Source organism: Gemmatirosa kalamazoonensis (genome assembly GCF_000522985.1).
Taxonomy (GTDB): Bacteria; Gemmatimonadota; Gemmatimonadetes; order Gemmatimonadales; family Gemmatimonadaceae; genus Gemmatirosa; species Gemmatirosa kalamazoonensis.
Window position 1 is genome coordinate 4,984,874 of sequence record NZ_CP007128.1, and the last position, 18,668, is coordinate 5,003,541.

The window sequence follows — 18,668 nt, forward strand, 5'->3', positions numbered from 1 at the left end:
GCGGAGAACGCGGAGAACTGCTCTTGCTGTGTGATCGAACCGCAGAGGACGCAGAGGGTCGCAGAGAACCCCAGCGGTCCTCTGCGTCCTATTCGGTTCAATGGTGTTCTCCGCGTGCTCCGCGGCTCCGCGTGAGCCATCAGGAGATCGTCAGGCCCGGCGCCGCGGCCGCGGCGTAGCCGCCGGAGCCGGGGCGCACGATGCCCGGAATGACGATCGGCGATTCGATCAGCTCGGGCGCCGTCGCGTGCGGGTCGTCGGGCACCAGCAGCGACGGCGTGGCGTCGCGCGGCTCGGCGGGGCGCCACTTGCGCGCGACCCGGTGGAGCTTGATCGGGTAGATGCGCAGCGCGCCGTCGGGCGTGACCTGCAGCCGCAGCCAGCTCTTGTAGTCCTCGATCCGCATCGAGGAGAACGCTTCCGTGTTGTGGCGGTGGAACAGGTTGAGCGAGATCAGGAGGTAGAGCCCCATGATCACCGAGCCGACCACGTAGCCGCCGACGAGCAGGAAGCCGCCGACCGTGAGCCACTGCAGCCACTGCGGACGGCCGGCGAGCACGTTCGCCGCGAATGCCGCGCCGATCCACCCCGAGAAGAACGCCGCCAGCAGATGCGCCAGGGCGTGCAGCGTGCCGCCGAGTCGCTTCTGCGTCGGCGAGTGGGAGTCGGTGAACGTGACGAAGCCGAACACGACGAGCACGCCCCACACCATCGCCGTGGGGCTGAGCAGCACGGCGTCGCGCAGCGCGGCGAGCGCGCGCGTCGGCTCCCTGAGCGACACGGCGCCTAACGGCACCTTCACCGACCAGCCGAGCAGCAGGTACAGCACCGCGGTCAGGATCCCGAACTTCGGGTTGTGCCTGATGAACAGCAGGTTCCCCCACGACAGCCGCTTCGACTCCTCGACGCTCGGGAACGACGCCTTCAGCGTGTAGCCCTCCGGAAGCGTCGCGACCTCGGACACGTCGTGGTGCGTCGGCGACAGGTACGCGCCGCCGCCGCCGGCGGTGATCTTCTGCCGGCCGTCGCGCGCCTCGTGGCGCCGGTAGTGGTGCAGGTCGCCCGAGAGGAACACCTCGATGCGCCGCCCGAACACCTCGCGCTCGAGGTAGTTGAGGTTTCGCTGGGTGAGCGACGGGTCGAACTTCGCGTAGCGCGCTTCCTCGATCCAGTGCGGCTCCGCGGTGCAGAGGATCACGCGCGCGTCGTCCTCCATCTGCTTCGCGACGCCGCGGAAGTACTCGAGCTGCGGGTCGTCGATGTCGGAGTCGAGCTGCACGTCGGTGCCGACGAGCCACCAGTGGTGCGGCAGCCGCACCGCGAAGTAGCTCACCGACTGGCGTGCCTGCCACCCGCCGAGCGCGCGGTCGCGCGTGCCGCAGAACAGCCGCGTGAACGACACCAGGCTGTCGTACCAGTCGTGGTTGCCCGGCACCGCGAAGACCGACGGCTGCGGCTTCGCGCTGTTGGGCAGCGCGGTGCGGTACGGCGCGACGAGCTTCTGCTCGTACCACTCGCGGCTGGGCGTCGGGTACACCTCGTCGCCGCCGAACACGAGCACCTGGCCGCGCCGCGTGAGGTGCGTCGTGCCGCGCGGGTCGTCGACGCTCAGCGTCGGCTGCGCCACCTGGTGGGCGATGCCGTACGTCGCGTTCCAGCCGTCGCCGGTGTCGGAGACGTAGTCGAGCCACAGCTCGTCCCACGTCGAGTAGTCGCAGACGCCGATGTCGCGGTGCGCGATCGAGTCGAGGATGCGGCGGTCGGCGTTCTGGCCGAACAGCTCCGAGACCAGCACGCGCATGCCCGTGCGCATCAGCTGGGCGGGATCGAACCAGCCGGTCATCGTCGCCCGCTCGCTCTTCGCCGGCACGCGCGGCGCCGGCGCCGATCCGGTCACGCCCCGCCTCCCATCATGCGCCCGACCGCGCCGCCGTAGGAGTCGATGAGCTGACCGGCGAAGAAGCGGCTGAACGTCATCACGGCCTCCGCGCCCTCGGTCATCGACCGCGCGCCGACGGGCCGGATGGTCGACATCAGCTTCGCGAAGTCGCCCATGTCGAGGTGCAGCACGCCGGCGCCCACGACCGGCCCGTTCGCGTCGTCGCCCTCGTGGAGCCGCGTGAACAGCGTCGTCGTGTCGCTCAGCATGTCCAGCCCGGCGTCGTTCCGCACCTCCTTCTTGCCGGCGAGGTAGTAGCGGCGGCCGTCGTGCTGGAACCCGAGCTCGTACACCATGTACTTGAGCCCCGGCGTGCCGCCCGCCGAGAACAGGCGGAACACGCCCGCGCGCGCCGGGATGCCGGTGCCGAGCGGCGGGAAGTCGATCTCGCCCACCAGCTCTCCGGTGTGCGTGGGATCGGCGACGAAGCGCTGCACGTCGTGCACGGTGACCGTCGCGTGCATGGTGAGCGTCGTCGCCGCGCGCTCGCCCGCCGCGGCCCCCGCCTTCGGGTCGTCGACGCCTAACGCGAACGGGCCGGCCATGGTCTCGCGGAACGTGATGCCGAGGGGCTCGTCCTGCATCTGGGTGGCCTCCGGTGTGAGGGGGACGCCCTCGGCGCGCATGGCGTCGAGGTAGCGTACGGCGTCGAGGTAGCCGAGGGCGACGAGCGTGCGCGCGTCGACGCGGCCGAAGAAGAAGTCGGGGTCGAGCGGGAGCGCGGTGCGCGGCTTGATCACGTGCAGCACCACCGGCCGCGTGCGGCCGTACGGGCGCTCGCCGAACGCGACGTCCTGATTGATCTCGGCGATGCGCCGCAGCTCCTCGTGCAGCACGCCGCACGCCGACATCTCGATCATGTGCACGTACTGGCGGAACGCGCCGGGATAGTACGTCGGCGTGTTGCCGATGCACCACACGAGCCAGATCTCGTCGGCGCCGCGGCGCACGGCCTCGAGCAGGTTCGCGTCCTTGATCCACACCGCGTCGGTCCACGTCGCGCCGCGCGCGCGCACGGGCGGCATGAAGATGGGCAGCGAGATCCCGGCGACGAGCAGGTCGAGGTCGATGTCGGTGTGCGGGATGGCCTCGGCCGTCTTCCGCGTGAAGTTGCAGACGTTGAACGTGCCGTCGATGCCGCGGGCCGCGCGCACGCGCCCGACGTCGATGCCGAGATGCGGGAACACCGTCCCGGTCACGCCGTCCGCGTCGCCGAGCGCCATCGCGTTCGGGAGCTTCAGGTACTCCTCGATCGAGGTCGGCGAGGCGAACGCCTTCGGGTCGAGCGTGCGCCAGCGATCGCACATCTCCGCCGGGGGCACGCCGGAGAGCAGCATCGCGAGGTTGATGGTGCCGCCGGACGTCCCGTCGCCGTGCGCGAAGCGGAGTCCCGCCTCGGCCAGCGCGCGGATCGCCCCGGCCTGGTAGGCGACGCGCATGCCGCCGCCCGCGAGCACGAGCGCGCGGCGCGGACCGGGCGCATCGTCCGCGGCGATCGACGGCGTGTGCGGCGCGATGACGCTGAACGGCGGCGTGACGAACCAGCTCGACGTGTGGGTCATCGGCGGACGGCGTTCCAGTACCAGAGCGCGACGACGCCCGAGAGCAGGTCGAACCCGGCGACGCCGAGCGCGAGCGGCGAGAACAGGCCCCGCGACACGCCTAACGCCACCGCGGCCGACGCGCCGAGCTTCTGCAGCGCGGCCCAGAACACCGGCACGGGCATCGACACCGGCGCACGCAGCGCCTGCCAGAGCAGCCCGCCGAACAGCACCATGAACATGCCGACGATGCCGAAGAAGTGCGCCGCCGAGGCGTTGCCGACGTCGCCCCCGACCACGCGGAGGACGAGCCGCGGCGCGACGAGCTGCGTGGCGCCGCTCGCCACCGTCAGCGCGGCGATCGCGAGCAGCGCGCGCCGGGCGAGCGTCAGCGCGCCGGCGCCCGCCGCGCCCGGAGCGCGAAGTACGTCGCCATGGTCAGCCACTGTACCGTCCATATCCCCGTCCGGATCCGGTTGAGGAGCATCCAGCGCGCGAGCACCGTGTCCAGCCGCGCCTGCGTCGCGATCCCCGCCTCCATCTCGTGATTCGCGGGGAAGATGATGCGCGTCGTGAGCACCGTCGCGGCGACGACGGCGAGCGCCACGACGATCGGCACCCAGCGATAGCCCGTGCGCCATTCTCCCCACAGCATCACGGCCGCGCTGACGAGCATCACGATCGTCATCACGGTGAAGAAGCGCGTCGCCGCCTCCACCGGCGCGACGAACGGCAGCGTGTACGTGCTGGGCGTGAGCCGCGGCGCGATCGGGAACGAGAACAGCACGAGGGACCACCCGGTGCCGAAGTACATCGACGCGCACGCGAGCAGCAGCGTCGCGTTCACCACGTGCAGCGGGTGCTGGCGCGGCGGCGCGTCCGCCGCGGCCGGAGTCAGCGCGTGCGGGGTGTAGCTGCCGTATCCCGGTGCGGCGATTCGGGCCATGTCTCCCCCAGGCCGAGGTTCACGACGCTCTCCATCCCCTCCGGCTGCTGGACGGGCAGACGGTCGTAGCTGAGGAACCAGCACTCGTAGTGGTCGTCGAGCGTGCCGTGCGTGCTCGGGAAGAACGCCGTGAACACCGGGTCGCTCCCGATGCCGAGCTCGCGCAGCGCGCGCATGCGCGGCTGGTCGCCCAACGTGAGCCGCGCCTTCCCCGCCCCGCCGAGCGTCATGCCGAGGTGCCCGGTGAAGTAGATGTACGACTTGTACAGCATGCCGCGGAACGCGCAGTAGTTCGCCGCCGGAAGATTGAACAGCGGCACGCGCAGCCCCCTCGGCTGCTCCACCTCGATGCGCATCGCGAGCCGGCCGTCGAGGTCGTACTGGCTGCTGACCGCGTGCTCCTCGATGACGAAGTCGAGGCTCGCCTGGTGCTTCGGCATCCCCCAGATGCCCTTGCCGCCCTTCACCGAGACCTCGGTGCTCACCGGCAGGTCGACGACGTACTGTCCGAGGCCGTACGTCTTCTGGAAGACGAGCGGCAGCAGCGGCGGTGCCGGGCGTCGGCCGCGCGTGCACGCGATCGCGATGCTGAACTCGATGTACTTGCCGATCGACGTCACGCGGTAGTCGACGACGGTGACGACGAGCAGCCCGTGCCCGCGCCAGCGGAACGCGTGCAGCTCGTTTCCCGGCAGCATCACCGCGGCGCGGTCGGCGTCGATGGGGAACGCGGCCATGAGCGCCGGCGTCCGCTCCGAGTGCACCGGCAGCGTGAACGGGATGCCGTCGACGAGCGCGTGGCGTCCAGTCTGGTCGCGCAGGCGGCGTGGCAGCATGGTCATGACGGCACCTTCGGCGGCGCGGTCGGCGATGCGATCGGGGCGGCGAGGCTCGCGTTAGGCACCTGCACGCCGCGCGGGCGCGGCCGCTCGGTGGGGCGCTCGAGCTCCGCGGCGATGAGCGGGAAGACGTCGCGCGCCGCGTGGCGGCCCATGAACACGTCGAGGTGCCCGTACGTCGGGAGCACGTGCAGCGTGTGGTAGCCGGGGCGCGCACGCTCGAGGAAGGCGTGCGTGCGGGTCTGGCTCTCGGCCAGGAAGCAGCGATTGAGCGCGCCCGCGAACAGCGCGAACCGCGCGTCGGTCTCGGGCGGGCGCGCGACGAAGCTCTCGGGAAGCTCGCGCAGCCCATCGACGGCGACGAGGTGCCCGGCGCGCACGCAGCGCGCCATCTGCCGGAAGAACGACATCGGCACGTCGGCGAACTCGCCCTTCAGCCACTCGTGCGTCGCGTCGTTCAGGTGCTCGTGGCGCCACAGCGCGGGAAAGCCGCTGCCGTAGGTGAAGCTCACCCAGCGGCACACCGTGTTGTCGCACTCGTGGTGCGTCAGCTTCACGAGCGCGGTGAGCGCCTTCGCGACGAGCGTCGGCGCCTTGATGCCCCACCGCGGGCTGACGTACGGCGTGACGGCGCCGATGAGCGGCACGGCGACGTTCAGCTTCGCGCGCGAGAGCCCCGGCACGACGGGATGCAGCGTGACCGCGTTCGCGACGATGGTGCGCACCTCGGGCACCAGGCCGGCGACGGCCGACATCATGAAGCTCGTCGAGCCCTGGCAGTGGATGACCGCGTTGATCTCGTCCGTGCCCGTCTCGCGCACGACGGTGCGCACGGCGGCGGGATGGTCGTGGACGGCGGCGCGGTCGAGCGTCCACTCGTTAGGCGGCAGGTCGATGCTCGCCCGCCAGTTCTCGAGCCACACGTCGTGGCCGCGGGCGACGAGATGGTCGACGAGCGTGGTCTGGACGGGGGCGCGGAAGATGTTCGCGCGCACACCGGCGCCGTGGACGAGGAGCACCGGCGGACGGGAAGGCGGCTTCGCGCCGCGCACGTTGATGACGTTCCCCGCGCGTCCGTCGGACGTGGCGAAGGGGACCGTGCGCTCGACGTACGGCTCGCTGCGGGCACCGCTCACGGCGCACCTCCGGTCGCGATCGTGCGGGACCAGGCGAGCTCGTCCGGGACGACGACATCTCGCGTCTGCTGCGCGCTTCCGTCCCGCGGTGGCGGCGCCTAACATGGACCCGGTCCGGAGACGGCGCAAGCACGCGTGCGTGGGCACGCATGTCGGCTCCGGCGTCATCGCTTTCGCACACTTCCGCGCCGCGTGGCCCGGCGTTCGCAAAGACCAAACGGCTTGCCGTGGGTGGTCGGGCGGAGCGGGACGGGCGCACCAGAGTGGATCGAGCAGCCGCAACATGCATCCTCATCAGGACACGCGCCGCGAGGACGGCGCACCGCGCATTCGCCCGCGCACGGTCTGGGACAGCATCGCCGGGCGCGAGTGGCGCATCTGGGCGGCCGACTGTCGCAACGTGCCGGGCGCGCGCTCGCGCGAGTGCCTCATCGTCGATTGCGGCACGACGGTGCGCCGCATCTGGGCACCGCCCGACGACTGGGCGACGCTCTCCGACTCCGAACTCCTCGCTCTGGTGGACGGGCCGCGCGATCGGTAACGTCCGGGCTCCGACCACCCGCGCGCCCGTGATCCTCGACCGCCCACGCCCCAAGCGCCGACAGCGCATTCTCGTCGTCGACGTCGGCGGCACGCACGTCAAAGCATTCGCCACGGGACAGACCACGCCGATCCGCGTGCCGTCCGGCCCCGGCCTCACGCCGCTCGAGATGGCGACGTCGCTCCAGGCGGCCATCCGCGGCTGGCGCTACGACGTGGTGTCGATCGGCTACCCGGGGCCGGTGGTCGACGGGCGCATCGTCATGGAGCCGCGCAACCTCGGCGGCGGATGGACGAGCTTCGACTTCGAGCACGCGTTCGACCGGCCGGTGCGCATCCTGAACGACGCGGCGATGCAGGCGCTCGGCGGGTATCAGGGCGGCCGCATGCTCTTCCTCGGCCTCGGCACGGGGCTCGGCTCGGCGCTCGTCATCGAGGGACACCTGCAGCCGCTGGAGCTCGCGCACCTGCCGTATCGTCGCGGGCGCGAGTTCGAGGAGTACGTCGGCGAGGCGGGACGCAAGCGCGTCGGCAACAAGCGGTGGCGGCACTTCGTGTACGACGTGTGCCACCGACTCGTCGAGGGGATGCAGACGCAGTCGCTGCTCATCGGCGGCGGCAGCGCGCGACGCCTCGTGAAGCACCTCGACAAGCTGCCGCCGAACACGCGCCTCGGCTCCAACGCCGACGCGTTCCGCGGTGGCTTCCGTCTGTGGATGGCCCCCGAGGAGCGCGCGCTGCTCCAGGCCGAGCCGATCCCCGATGCCGCGCTTCCCGCCGACGCGCCGATCCCCGATCCGGGTGGGCCGCCCGTCGCGGAGCCCGCACCCGGGGACTAGAGACGCCTCTCGCTCGGCGTTCGAACCGCAGAGGACGCAGAGGGCCGCAGAGGAAACCAACAGCAATTGGTTTTCCTCTGCGGCCCTCTGCGTCCTCTGCGGTTCATTCCGGAAAGCCCGCCGCGCTCCGAGTCCCCAGGCCGCGCGTGACCTGCGCGTGGAACGTATCGACGTCGATGTTGCTGCCGCACACGATCGCGCCGACGCGCTTGCCCGCGAGGCGGTCGCGCAGCGGGCCTAACGCGGCGGCGGTGGCCGCGGCGGCGGCGGGCTCGCACGCGAGCTTCATCTCGGCGAACAGCAGCCCCATCGCGCGGCAGATCGCGTCGTCGTCGACGAGCACCACGTCGTCGATGTAGCGGCGGCAGAGGCCGAAGCTGTACGGCGCCGCGTACGGGGCACCGAGGCTGTCGGCGATCGTGCGGACGCGGTCGAGCGACTCGGGCACGCCGGAGCGGAAGCTGCGGAACATCGTGTCGGCGCCCTCCGGCTCCACGCCGTACACCGCGCAGCTCGGGTCGAGCTGCTTCACCGCGGCGGCGATGCCCGCCGCGAGCCCGCCGCCCCCGATCGGCACCACGACCGCCTCGAGCGGCGCGCCCAACGCGCGGGCCTGCGTCATCCACTCGAGGCCGAGCGTCGCCGTGCCGAGCGCGGTACGCGGTCCCTCGAACGGATGCACGAACGTGCGCCCCTCCGTCGCCTCGATCGCGCGCACCCGGTCGAATGCCTCGTGCACGTCGTCCACGAGCACGACCTCCGCGCCGTACGCGCGGCACCGCGCGAGACGCACGGGACTCGCCGTGCGCGGGATCACGACCTTCGCCGTCGTGCCCACCTTGCGCGCCGCGTACGCGACGGCGATCGCATGGTTGCCGGCGCTGATCGCCGTCACGCCGCGCGCGAGCGCGTCGGCCGACAGCTCCAGCATCACGGCGAGCGCGCCGCGCGGCTTGAAGCTCCCGCCCTCCTGAAACAGCTCGAGCTTCAGCACCAGCTCGGGCAGCCCCGCCGCAGCGAGCGCGTCGGAGCGCCACCGCCACGTCGGCGTCTCGCGCACGTGCGCGGCGAGGCGCGCATGCGCGGCGCGGATCTCGTCGAGCGTCGGCGCGTCGACATCGCTCGCCGTCGCCGTCATGGATGCCCTCCGAGCTTGCGCTGCACCGCGTCGGCTGCCGCGCTGTCGGCGCGCGTGGCGCGCGGGTTGACCTCGAGCGCGCGGCGGTACGATGCGAGCGCCGCCGACGAGTCGCCCGCGGCGCGCTGCACGTCGCCGAGTCGCGCGAGCGCGCGGTACGACGACGGGAACAGCGACGCGACCACGGTCTGGAGCGCGACCGCACCGGCCGGCTGCGCGCGCGACAGCCGCTCGTCGGCGAGCCCACCGAGCGCGCCCTCGGCCACGTCGTAGTCGGCGAGCCGGCCCGCGTCGCGCCACGCCGCGAGCATCGCGGCGACGTCGCTCGCGGGGCGCCCCGATTCCAACGAGTCGCGCAGCACGACGGCGAGCGACAGACGCTTCGGCGACGTGAGGATCAGCCGGTCGCCCCGTGGGCTCACGACGTACGCCGAGAGGTGGCGCAGCTCCGGATCGGTGAACGTGGCGACCGGCGTCCACGACGTGTCGCGGCCAATCCGGCGCGCGTACAGCACGTTGCCCTTCGCCATGAGCACCGTGCGGTGCTCCGGGATCCACGCGTGCGCAGTACGGCCGACGAGCGTGGGCGCGAGCGTCGTCACGCGATGCGTCGCGAGGTCGTAGCGGCGGATCTCGTGGTGCGCGCCGGCCGAGTCGACGTGCACGTAGCTCAGCGCGCGCTCGCCGGGGATGCGCTGCGCGGGGAGCGCCGGCACGCCGCTGTCGACGTCGGTGATGGCGCCGGTCCGCGCGTCGAAGATGCCTAACGTGAACGTGCGCGACTTCGGCCGCGTGAGCGCGTAGTCCCCGTTCGGAAGCGGCACGTAGTAGCCGGTGGTGTCGGGCGCGCGGAGCACCGCGCGGCGCGGCGTGCCGTCGGGCGCGTAGACCCACGGACCGAACTCGCGGAACAGCGTCGCGGGCTGCCAGCGCACGGCGACGTACTCCCCGCTCGGCAGCACGGTCGGCGAGTTCTCGTTCTCCGGCGTACTCGTGACGCGGCGCTCGGCGCCGGTCGCGAGGTCGATGCGGTAGATGTCGCTCCGCGCGGCGGTGCCGGTATCGCGCAGCGCGCTGAACACGATCGCGCGACCGTCGGGCGTGAACGCCGGCTGGCTGTTCGAGCCGTCGTCGTGGGTCAGCTTGCGCGGCGGGCCGACCACGAGCCGGTCGCCGCTCCAGCGCAGGTCGACGGTCCACAGGTTGAGCGGGTTGGGGCCCTGCGCGGCGAGCGCCGGGGGCAGCCCGAGTGCCGCTGCGGCAGCGAGCGGGAGGACGCGGAGTGATCGCATGTGGTCACGCTACCCGCCGTGCAGATGCGAGGGAATGGGCGGGTTCGCGTCGGATTGGTACCACGCCGTGCACGCGCGTGTAGAACCTTGGGCGAAGGGGGGGGAGCCCCCCCTGGTAACTGCGATCGCGCCACCGGCTCCCTGCCCGGCTTGCCCGTCGCGACGCGGCACGTTATGCGTCCCGCGCAGGGACGCGACGCATACCACAATCCGTGTTATCGACGTGACGAGCGGCAACGGAGTCGGGCTCGCGCTCGCGGGCGGCGTGGTCGAGGGCGGGTTCTACGAGGTGGGCGTGCTGTGCGCGCTCGCGGAGGCCGTCGATGGGCTCGATCTCACGCGGCTCGACGTCTACGTCGGCGTGAGCGCGGGCGCGCTCGTCGCGTCGATGCTGGCGAACGGCGTCGACGCGCGCACGCTCGCCGCGGCGATCGTCGGCCGCTCCGGTGACCCCACGCTCGACGTGCACCCGGACGCGTTTCTCACGCCGGCGTGGGGCGAGCTCGCCGACCGGCTGCTCCGACTCCCCGGCATCGCGGCGCGCGCGGCCCGGCGGGTGCTCGCCGCGCCGCGCGACGCGTTAGGCTGGGGGCTCGTCGCGGAGCTCGGCACCGCGGTGCCGACGGCGCTGTTCGACGGACGCGGCATCGAGCGCTTCGTCGCCGCGGCCCTCGCGCACGACGGGCGCACGAACCGCTTCGGCGATCTCCGGACGCGGCTGCGCATCGCCGCGGTGCGGCTCGATACGGCGGAGCTGGCGACGTTCGGCGCACCGGGGCTCGACCACGTGCCGATCTCGCGCGCCGTGCAGGCGAGCACCGCGCTGCCGGGCCTCTTCTGCCCGGTGGAGATCGACGGCGAGCACTACATCGACGGCGTGGCGCGCCGCACGCTGAACGCGAGCCTCGGTCTCGAGGAGGGGGCGACGCTCCTCCTCTGCGTGAACCCGATCGTGCCGGTGCGCCTCACGTCGTCGCGCGACGGGCGCCGCTCGCTCGCCGACTACGGGCTGCCGCTCGTCATGTCGCAGACGTTCCGCACGGTGATCCACTCGCGCATGGACACGGCGTTCCGCGGCTACGCGCGCTCGCACCCGGACGCGGACCTCGTGCTCATCGAGCCGGAGATGGAGGAGAACGCGCTGTTCTTCTCGAACATCTTCAGCTTCGCGAACCGCCGCGGCGTCTGCGAGCTGGCCTACGCGAGCACGCGGCGACACCTGCTGCGCGAGTTCGACCGGCTCGCGCCGGTGTTCGCGCGCCACGATCTCACGCTGCGGCGCGACGTGCTGGAGGACCCGAGGCGCGCGCTGTTCTCCGCCGAGGGGACCGTCGCTCCGCTGGGGCTCGGGCCGTCGGGCCTCCTCGGCTCGGCGGCTGCCGTGTGACCCGGCACGGCTCCACGTACGTGTGTCTGAAGGACTGAAGAGGGACTGAAGAGGGACTGAAGAAGGACGACACAACGTCTTTGTTGTTGGTCCTTCTTCAGTCCTTCTTCAGTCCTCCTTCAGTCCAACGAACACTCGGACGTGGAGCCCGGAACGGCGCCAGAGCGCCTAACGAAAGACCCCCAGCAGCGCCGCGATCACGAACAGCCCGATCGACAGCGCGATCGGCCCGTGCTGCACGACGACGAGCGCCGCGGCGACGATGCACGCGCCGGAGAGGATCGCACCGCGTACGCCGGCGAGCGGATTCGGCCGCGGCTTGCCGCTCAGCGTCTCCTCGGCGGCGCGGAACCCGGCGCCCATGAGACGCGGCAGCTGCGAGACGAGATCCATCATCTCGGGCGCGCTCCGCCACAGCTCCTGCACGAGCGCCTGCGGGTTGAACGTGCGCCGGAACACGCGCGTCACGTGCACCTGCGCCGCCGACGCCACGTCCAGATGCGGGTCGAGCAGCCGACCGACGCCCTCGAACGTGACGAGCGCCTTCACCATCAACGTCATCTCCACCGGGAAGTACACGCGGTAGCGCGCGCCGAGCCCCACGGACTCGAGGATGAGCTGCGCGAGGCTGAACTGGCCCGTGCGCGACTGCGCGACGAACCGGCGCGACAGATCCGCCACCGCGCGCCGGAAGCCGGGCATGTCGCCCTGCGCGTCGCTCGTCGCGAGGTCGGCGAGATGCTGTGTCGCGCCGTCCACGTCGCCGTTCACGAGCGCGTTGAAGTAGTGCAGCATGCGCCGCCGCGTGCGCTCCTCGAACCGGCCCACCATGCCGAGGTCGATGAAGCCGACGCGCACCGGGCTCCCCGTCGCCGGGTCGCCGGGGAGCACGAGCAGGTTGCCGGCGTGCAGGTCGGCGTGGAAGAAGCCATCCTGGTACAGCATGCGCACGATCGCCGCCGCACCGAGGTCGATGAGCCGCGCCCGCGACTCGGCCGGCATCGCGAGCACGCGCGGATCGCTCGGCTTCAGCCCGTCGAGGAACTCCATCGTCAGCACGTCGGCCGCGCTCGCGTCGCGGACGATGCGCGGGAACACCACGTCCGGTTCGTCGGCGAAGTTCGCGGCGAACGTCTCCGCGTTGTCGGCCTCGTAGCCGTAGTCGATCTCGCGAATGGTGTACGCGGCGAACTCGCTGATGACCTGGCGCGGCTGGTAGCGCGGGATCACGGCCTCCAGCAGCCGGCCCACGGCGCCGAGCAGCGTGAGATCGGCCCGGATGAGATCCGCGACGCCGGGCTTCATCACCTTCACCACCACCGCCTCGCCGCCGAGCAGCCACGCGCGGTGCACCTGCGCGATCGAGGCCGACCCGATCGGCGGATCCTCCACGCTCTCGAACAGGTCGGCGATCGGCCGGCCCAGGCTCCGCTCGATGATGGCGCGCGCCTCGGCGAACGGCACCGCCGGCAGCCGGTCGAACAGGTTCTGCAGCTCGCTCGTCACCGCACGCGGCAGCAGGTCCTCGCGGATGGCGAGGATCTGTCCGAGCTTGATGAACGTGGGCCCCAACAGCTCGAGCCGCCGGCGGAGCTGCGCGGGGAACGGCAGCCGCGCCAGCTCGCCGTCGAGGAACGGCCGCACCAGCGCCGCGCCGACGCGGTTGCCTAACGATCGGAGGCCGCGCCGTCGCTCCGGCGGAAGCGCTCGCACGTGCGCCACGAGCCCGCCGGCGAGCAGCCCGAGCACGTGCCGCCAAATCGTGAAGAATCGGCCCGCCAGGCTCGCGCGGCCGTGGGGCGTCGGCCGCGTGGGCTGCGGCGCCACGGCCGGCGGCGGGAGCGCCGGCCGCGCGGACGTCGCGGATGACTCGCGCGCCGGGAGCGCCGGCGGCGCATGCGTCGTCTCGCTCACGCGTACATCGAGGCGATGAGCGCGCGGTACCGCTCGGCGATCACGCGCCGCTTGATCTTCAGCGTCGGCGTGAGCGCGCCGTCCTCGATCGTCCACGGCTCGCCGAGCAGACGGAACGCGCGCACCTGCTCCCACTTCGGCAGCGTCGGGTTGACGGCGTCGATCTCCGCCTGCACGAGCGCGCAGGCCGCCGGCGACTTCTCGATCGGACCGTCGAGCGCGAGCCCCTGCGCCGCGAGGCGCCGCTCGAGCTCCTTCATGTTGGCCACGATGAGGGCGGTGCAGAACTGCACGCCGTTGCCGATCACGACCGCCTGCTCGACGAGCGGGCTCGCGGCGAGCTTCATCTCGATCGGCTGCGGGGCGACGTACTTGCCGGTGGAGAGCTTCAGCAGGTCCTTCTTCCGATCGGTGATGAACAGGAACCCGTCCGCGTCGCGCGTCACGATATCGCCGGTGTGCAGCCACCCGTCGGCGTCGAGCACCTCCGCGGTCTGCTCGGGGTTGTTGTAGTAGCCGCGCATCACGTTGGGCCCGCGCACGAGCAGCTCGCCGTCGTCCGCGATGCGCACCTCGACGTTCGCGATCGGCTTGCCGATGGAGCCCGCGCGCAGCCGCTTCGGGTCGTAGATGGTGATCACCGGCGACGTCTCGGTCTGGCCGTACCCCTGGCCGCAGAAGATGCCGATCGCGTTGAAGAAGTTCATCACCGACGCCGAGAGCGCCGCCCCGCCGGCGCTGATCGCCTTCAGTCGTCCGCCGAAGCGCTCGCGCAGCTTGCGGTACACGAGCCGGTCGGCGATCGCGAGCCGCACGCGCTCGGCCGCCGTCGGCGGCCGGTCCACCGAGTAGCGATCGGCGACGTCCACGGCCCACGCGAAGATGCGCTTCTGCATCCCCTGCATCTCGCCGGCGCGCGCGTGCACGTTCGCGTGCACCTTCTCCAGCACGCGCGGCACGGTGGTGAAGTGCACCGGCTTCACCGTGCCGAGATCGCCGGCGATCTCCTCGGCGACCTCGATGAACCAGATCGGATAGCCGATGTACTGGTACGTGTACGACAGCGTGCGCTCGAACACGTGCGACAGCGGCAGGTACGACAGCACGCGCCCGCCCTCACGCTCCCCCTCGAGGTCCCACGGCAGCCGCTCGAGCATCGCGAGCACGTTCGAGGTGATGTTCGCGTGCGTGAGCATCACGCCCTTCGGCGTGCCGGTCGTCCCGGACGTGTAGATCAGCGTCGCGAGATCGTCGGGGTGCACCGTCGCCCGCGCGTCGTCCACCCCGTCGCCGCGCGCGAGCAGGTCGCTCCACGCGAGCATGCGCGCGTCGAGCGAGCCGCGGATGCCGACGAGATGGCGCACCGACGCGACGCCCTTCACGTGCTCCGCCACGCCGCGCCAGATCCGCGGCGCCGACGTCACGTACACGCTCGCCCCCGAGTCGGCGAGGATGAACGCCACCTGGTCGCCGGGCTGCGTGGGATAGATCGGCACGCTCACGGCGCCGAGCGACAGGATCGCGTGGTCGAGCGCGAGCCACTCGGTGCTCGGCTCCGCGTGCACCGCGACGCGGTCGCCGGGCGCGACGCCGAGCGCCGCGAGGCCGCGCGCGGCGCGCTGCGCCATCGTGACGAAGTCGCGCACCGACGTCTCGATCCACCGGCCCTCGCGCTTCGTGGCCGAGTGCGTGCCCGACGTGTTGCGCGGCAATCCGGCGTCGACGAGCTCCGGGATCGTCGGGTACGGGCCGCGCGGATCGAGGGCGATGCGCGGGCGCGTCGCTTCAGCGGTTCCGACCGTAGCGCTCATGGCTCGACACCCAGTCGGAGGAGGAGATGGCCGACGCGAGCGACAGCTCGCCGGCGAGCACCACGCCGGCGATGATCTCGGCCAGCTTGTTCACCGTGCCGCGCGTCGCGCAGCCGAGCACGCGCAGACACTCCTGCTGCGTGGGCAGCTTCGTGCCGCCGCCGTGCGTGGCGACGATGAGCGACGGGATGGTGATCGACATGTACAGGTCGCGCGCCGCGGTCAGCTCCGCGTACACGACCCCCGCCGACGACTCGGCGACGTTCGCGACGTCCTGCCCGGTCGCGATGAACATCGCGGTGATCGCGTTCGCCGAGTGGAGGCCGTTGTTGTTCGCGCCGGAGAGGAGCGCGCCGACGTTCGCCACGCCGTAGTGGTGGACGAGCGTCTCCGGCTCCACGCGCATGCGCTCGATCAGCACGGCGCGCGGCACGGTGACCTCCGCCGTCACGCGCTTGCCGCGCGTGCGCATGATGTTGACGTGCGACGCCTTCTTGTCGGTCGCGAAGTTCGACTCGAGGTAGAAGCGGTCGACGGGCTCGGGGTAGTTGTCGAGCAGCCACGAGCACGCGGCGAACGTCGCGCGCCCGACCATGTTCTGGCCGGCCGCATCGCCGGTGGTGTAGTTGAAGCGGAGGAACGCGAACTTGTTCGCCATGTACGCGTCGATGTCCTGCAGCTTCGCGACGCTCGACGTGCCCTCGGCCTCCTCGCGGATGCGGTCGACGTGCTCGTGCACCCAGCGGACGAAGTCGCGCGCCCGCCGCGCGTCGCCGAACACGAACACCGGCGCGCGCTGCATCGCGTCGGCGACGACGGTGCACCGCACGCCGCCCGACGCGTTCACGAGCTGCATGCCACGGTTGTACGACGCGACGAGCGTGCCCTCGGTGGTGGCGAGCGGGATGACGAACTCCCCCGTCGCGTGCTCGCCGTCGACGTGCAGCGGTCCCGCGAAGCCGAGCGGGATCTGCGCGACGCCGGAGAACAGCTCGCAGTTCCCCTGCACGACGTGCGGATCGAACGAGAACCGCGTCGTGTGCTCGAGCGACGCTCCCGAGACGCGCTCCACGAACCGCTGGCGCTCGGCCACGATCTCCGGCGCGTAGTCGTCGTCGCGCGCGCGCGGCACGCGGTCGCGTCGCGGCGCGTCGTGCACGATCGAGTCCTCGACGTCGAGCGTGAGGTTGCCGAACGGACGGCTGTCGAACTCGATCTCGATGTGGTGCTTGCCGGGCGCCAGCGGCGGCATCGCGGCGCGGATGTCGAGCATGTCGCGCAGGGCGAACGCGACCGGCGTGCGCGGCGTGAGATCGCGCGCGGCGAGGGCGCGCCCGTCGGGCAGCTCCACGCGGACGCCGTCGAGCGGCACGTCGGTGCCGGCCACCGAGACGCGGCGCAGCCCGGTGAGCTCCGCGTCGCTCAGTCGATTCTTGATCGAGAACCGCACGCCGCCGTCGGCGTTGCGCAGGCTGCCGAACGTGTAGAGCTGCTTCAGGAGCAGGCGGGGGACGAACATGGGAGGGGCGGCGGAGGGGGAGTCTCGCGGTCAGCCGGCCAGCGTGTCCTCGACGTCGAGCGCGAGCGCGCCGAACGGCTCCGAGCTGAACTCGATCGCGATCGCGTGCGGGCCCGGCGCGAGCGGCGCACCGCGCAGCCGCACGTCGAACGTCTCGCCGAGGTCGAACTCGAGCGGCGTCGCCGGCGAGACGTCGGACGGCCGCAGCACGCGCCCGTCGCCCGTCACGAGCTCCGCGCCGTCGAGCGGCACGTCGCGTCCATCGACGGCGACGCGTCGCACGCCGAGCAGCTTCGCGGGGAGCAGCCGGTTCTTGAGCTGGAAGCGGAAGCCGTCGTCCGTCGCCTGCAGGCTGCCGATCGTGTACAGCTTCTTCAGCATCGACTGGAAGAACATGGGGCGGAGGAAAGTGTCAGACAGGCTGCGGCACTTCGCCGTGCGCCTCGTGCAGCTCGGCGAACGCGTCGTGGAATGCGTCGACCAGCGCCTGCGGGTCGGGAACGAGGCGCGCGTCGGTCGCGACGCCGAGTCGCACGTGGCCGTTGTAGCTCAGGATGCTCACGCCGAGCCCGAGTCGTCCCGACTGCGGCACCCAGAACATGATCATGTCTACCGCGCGCCCGAGGAAGCGCACCGGCTCGCGCGGCCCCGGCACGTTCGTCATCACGGCCGTCGCCTTCCGACCGAGCACGTTCACGGCGAGCTTCAGCAGTCGCGTCGTGGTCGTGCCGAACGCGCGCAGCAGCCCGAAGATGAGCACCGCCTCCGGCGAGCGCTTCACGCGGTCCATCGCGTGCTTCACCGCGTGCAGCCGCGCCGTCGCGTCGGCGTGCCCCACGGGCAGCGGTAGGAAGACCATGCCGAACTTGTTGCCGAGCGCCACGTCGTCCGGCGCGCGCAGGTTCACCGGCACCACGGCGCGCAGCGTCACGCCGTCGGCGGCCGTGCCGCGCGCGCGCAGGTAACGTCCGATCGCGCCGGAGACGGTCGACAGCAGCACGTCGTTCACCGTTGCGCCGAGCCGCTTCCCGACCCGCTTCACGTCGTCGAGCGCGATCGGCTCCGACCACGCCGCGCGCTTCTCTCGGCCGAGCGGTCCGCGGAACGGCGTGCTCGGATCGGCGCGCAGGTCGAGGATGCCGGCGATGGCCGTGGCGATCGAGCCGCTCGCCCGTGCGGCCTCGACGAGCCGCCGAGGGTCGAACATGCCGCGCGCGCGCCGGCGCCGTTCCGTGCCGCCGTCCGCGCGCCCGCGCGTCGCGATCGGCGGCAGCACCGGCGGCTCGTCGGCGAGGCGCAGCAGCACCGGCACGAGCGACATCCCGTCGGCGACGCAGTGGTGGATGCGCACGACGACCGCGCTCCCGCTCGCGAACACCGGCACGAGGTGGAGCTGCCAGAGCGGACGGTCGTAGGCGAGCGGCGTCGCCATGAGCTCTCCGACGAGCGCCTCCAGCGCGTCGCGCCCCGCGCCGTCGGGCAGCGACGCCGCGCAGACGTGGCGGTCGAGGTCGAACGCGGCGTCGCGCTCCCACGCCGGCCGGCCGAGCACTCCCATCGCCACGACGCGCTCCGTGAAGCGGTCGTACCGCAGCAGTCGCTCGGCGAGGCGCCGCACGTCGGCGAGCGACAGCGGCTCGGCGAACGTGAAGACGGCGGTGATGGTCATGAGGTTCGTGGGGTGCTCCATCCACCACCACGCCCCATCGGCCGGGGTCAGAGGCTCGGGCACTCGTCGAAGGTCGCGCCCCGCGATGCATTCGGCAACGCGGCAGTGCTCGGCGCACCGCGGGATGGAGGGAGTGTCAACATGTGTTGCCCCATTCG

The 18,668-nt window shown here is 72.0% G+C and carries 16 protein-coding genes; 3 read left to right on the forward strand and 13 right to left on the reverse strand.

The window, feature by feature from the left end; all coding sequences use genetic code 11:
* Positions 1-139 precede the first annotated feature (139 nt).
* Genes J421_RS21575 through J421_RS21600 form a run of 6 tightly spaced genes read right to left on the reverse strand, consistent with a single transcriptional unit; the run spans position 140 to position 6,401 of the window.
* Positions 140-1,897, reverse strand: a complete 1,758-nt coding sequence (locus J421_RS21575; RefSeq protein ID WP_025413254.1) for a hypothetical protein — start codon at positions 1,895-1,897, stop codon at positions 140-142.
* Positions 1,894-3,501 (reverse strand): patatin-like phospholipase family protein, encoded by a 1,608-nt coding sequence (locus J421_RS21580; RefSeq protein ID WP_025413255.1) that lies wholly within the window; start codon positions 3,499-3,501, stop codon positions 1,894-1,896. The genes J421_RS21575 and J421_RS21580 overlap by 4 nt, the downstream gene beginning before the upstream one ends.
* Positions 3,498-3,926, reverse strand: a complete 429-nt coding sequence (locus J421_RS21585; RefSeq protein ID WP_025413256.1) for a hypothetical protein — start codon at positions 3,924-3,926, stop codon at positions 3,498-3,500. The genes J421_RS21580 and J421_RS21585 overlap by 4 nt, the downstream gene beginning before the upstream one ends.
* Positions 3,869-4,426 (reverse strand): hypothetical protein, encoded by a 558-nt coding sequence (locus J421_RS21590; protein WP_025413257.1) that lies wholly within the window; start codon positions 4,424-4,426, stop codon positions 3,869-3,871. Before J421_RS21590 ends, J421_RS21585 begins: the two co-directional genes overlap by 58 nt.
* On the reverse strand, positions 4,375-5,268 hold the full coding sequence (locus J421_RS21595; RefSeq protein ID WP_025413258.1) for an acetoacetate decarboxylase family protein: 894 nt from the start codon (positions 5,266-5,268) through the stop codon (positions 4,375-4,377). Before J421_RS21595 ends, J421_RS21590 begins: the two co-directional genes overlap by 52 nt.
* Positions 5,265-6,401: an esterase/lipase family protein gene (locus tag J421_RS21600; protein WP_025413259.1), complete on the reverse strand. Its 1,137-nt coding sequence runs from the start codon at positions 6,399-6,401 to the stop codon at positions 5,265-5,267. The genes J421_RS21595 and J421_RS21600 overlap by 4 nt, the downstream gene beginning before the upstream one ends.
* Before the next feature lie 283 nt (positions 6,402-6,684).
* Here J421_RS21600 and J421_RS33715 point away from each other — a divergent pair, with 283 nt between their 5' ends.
* Entirely contained in the window at positions 6,685-6,942 is a 258-nt protein-coding gene (locus J421_RS33715) for a hypothetical protein (RefSeq protein WP_025413260.1), read from the forward strand.
* 28 nt (positions 6,943-6,970) lie between these two features.
* Complete coding sequence (locus tag J421_RS32210; protein WP_025413261.1) at positions 6,971-7,780, forward strand: ROK family protein; 810 nt, start codon at positions 6,971-6,973, stop codon at positions 7,778-7,780.
* A 103-nt stretch (positions 7,781-7,883) separates the two neighbouring features.
* On the opposite strand, the gene J421_RS21615 is transcribed toward J421_RS32210, so the two are convergent.
* The gene (locus J421_RS21615) at positions 7,884-8,918 is read right to left on the reverse strand and encodes a threonine ammonia-lyase (protein WP_025413262.1); all 1,035 of its coding nucleotides are present in this window, start codon (positions 8,916-8,918) and stop codon (positions 7,884-7,886) included.
* Positions 8,915-10,210 carry a PD40 domain-containing protein gene (locus J421_RS21620; RefSeq protein WP_025413263.1) on the reverse strand — a complete coding sequence of 432 codons (1,296 nt, stop codon included), beginning with the start codon at positions 10,208-10,210 and terminating at the stop codon, positions 8,915-8,917. The genes J421_RS21615 and J421_RS21620 overlap by 4 nt, the downstream gene beginning before the upstream one ends.
* Before the next feature lie 223 nt (positions 10,211-10,433).
* On the opposite strand from J421_RS21620, the gene J421_RS21625 reads away from it, so the two are divergent.
* Positions 10,434-11,597 (forward strand): patatin-like phospholipase family protein, encoded by a 1,164-nt coding sequence (locus tag J421_RS21625; protein ID WP_025413264.1) that lies wholly within the window; start codon positions 10,434-10,436, stop codon positions 11,595-11,597.
* 168 nt (positions 11,598-11,765) lie between these two features.
* On the opposite strand, the gene J421_RS21630 is transcribed toward J421_RS21625, so the two are convergent.
* The 5 genes from J421_RS21630 to J421_RS21650 are packed head-to-tail and all read right to left on the reverse strand — an operon-like array spanning position 11,766 to position 18,573.
* The gene (locus J421_RS21630) at positions 11,766-13,511 is read right to left on the reverse strand and encodes an ABC1 kinase family protein (RefSeq protein ID WP_104022926.1); all 1,746 of its coding nucleotides are present in this window, start codon (positions 13,509-13,511) and stop codon (positions 11,766-11,768) included.
* The gene (locus J421_RS21635; protein ID WP_025413265.1) at positions 13,508-15,322 is read right to left on the reverse strand and encodes an AMP-dependent synthetase/ligase; all 1,815 of its coding nucleotides are present in this window, start codon (positions 15,320-15,322) and stop codon (positions 13,508-13,510) included. The genes J421_RS21630 and J421_RS21635 overlap by 4 nt, the downstream gene beginning before the upstream one ends.
* Positions 15,297-16,841, reverse strand: a complete 1,545-nt coding sequence (locus J421_RS21640; protein WP_025413266.1) for a hydroxymethylglutaryl-CoA reductase — start codon at positions 16,839-16,841, stop codon at positions 15,297-15,299. Before J421_RS21640 ends, J421_RS21635 begins: the two co-directional genes overlap by 26 nt.
* Before the next feature lie 30 nt (positions 16,842-16,871).
* Positions 16,872-17,237, reverse strand: coding sequence for a hypothetical protein (locus tag J421_RS21645; RefSeq protein ID WP_025413267.1), 366 nt, complete (start codon positions 17,235-17,237; stop codon positions 16,872-16,874).
* Positions 17,238-17,253: 16 nt separating this feature from the next.
* Positions 17,254-18,573, reverse strand: coding sequence for a wax ester/triacylglycerol synthase family O-acyltransferase (locus J421_RS21650; RefSeq protein WP_025413268.1), 1,320 nt, complete (start codon positions 18,571-18,573; stop codon positions 17,254-17,256).
* Between the last annotated feature and the right edge of the window lie 95 nt (positions 18,574-18,668).

What these genes read in the sequence shown, in the direction of transcription:
- J421_RS21580 (WP_025413255.1), bottom strand. Translation starts at nt 3,501, where the DNA reads ATGACCCACACGTCGAGCTGGTTCGTCACGCCGCCGTTCAGCGTCATC.
- J421_RS21590 (WP_025413257.1), bottom strand. Translation starts at nt 4,426, where the DNA reads ATGGCCCGAATCGCCGCACCGGGATACGGCAGCTACACCCCGCACGCG.
- J421_RS21595 (WP_025413258.1), bottom strand. Translation starts at nt 5,268, where the DNA reads ATGACCATGCTGCCACGCCGCCTGCGCGACCAGACTGGACGCCACGCG.
- J421_RS33715 (WP_025413260.1), top strand. Translation starts at nt 6,685, where the DNA reads ATGCATCCTCATCAGGACACGCGCCGCGAGGACGGCGCACCGCGCATT.
- J421_RS21615 (WP_025413262.1), bottom strand. Translation starts at nt 8,918, where the DNA reads ATGACGGCGACGGCGAGCGATGTCGACGCGCCGACGCTCGACGAGATC.
- J421_RS21620 (WP_025413263.1), bottom strand. Translation starts at nt 10,210, where the DNA reads ATGCGATCACTCCGCGTCCTCCCGCTCGCTGCCGCAGCGGCACTCGGG.
- J421_RS21635 (WP_025413265.1), bottom strand. Translation starts at nt 15,322, where the DNA reads ATGAGCGCTACGGTCGGAACCGCTGAAGCGACGCGCCCGCGCATCGCC.
- J421_RS21640 (WP_025413266.1), bottom strand. Translation starts at nt 16,841, where the DNA reads ATGTTCGTCCCCCGCCTGCTCCTGAAGCAGCTCTACACGTTCGGCAGC.
- J421_RS21645 (WP_025413267.1), bottom strand. Translation starts at nt 17,237, where the DNA reads ATGTTCTTCCAGTCGATGCTGAAGAAGCTGTACACGATCGGCAGCCTG.